This is a genomic window from Paraburkholderia sp. EG304 (assembly GCF_046543485.1).
GTDB lineage: Bacteria > Pseudomonadota > Gammaproteobacteria > Burkholderiales > Burkholderiaceae > Paraburkholderia > Paraburkholderia youngii.
Genome location: NZ_JBKGUA010000387.1, coordinates 1 through 356 on the forward strand (window position 1 = coordinate 1; position 356 = coordinate 356).

Below are 356 nucleotides of genomic sequence, written 5' to 3' on the forward strand. Positions count from 1 at the left end.
GCCCACAGCTGCGCCAGCACCGTCTCGAGCTCCCCGCGCGGCGCCTCGTAGCCCCGCCGCGCATACGCATCGTCCTGCGGCGCCGGCAGCGCCCGGCGGTCCAGCTTGCCGTTCACCGTCAGCGGCAACTCCGCCAGCGGCACGAACGCCGCCGGCACCATGTAGTCCGGCAGCTGCCCCACCAGATGCGCGCGCAGCGTCGCCGCAAGCTGCGCTTCCTGCGCCTCCTCTGCGGCCACCACATACGCCACCAGCTGCGGCTCGCCGGCCCGCTCCTCGCGCGCCACCACCACCGCCTCGCGCACCCACGCATGTCCGCACAGGTGCGCGGCCACCTCGCCCGGCTCGATGCGAAA

At 74.7% G+C, this 356-nt stretch carries 1 protein-coding gene; it reads right to left on the reverse strand.

Annotated elements, in window-relative coordinates:
• A partial coding sequence (locus tag ACLFKU_RS44415) for an AMP-binding enzyme (protein WP_410853474.1) occupies positions 1-356 on the reverse strand: 356 nt, incomplete at both ends.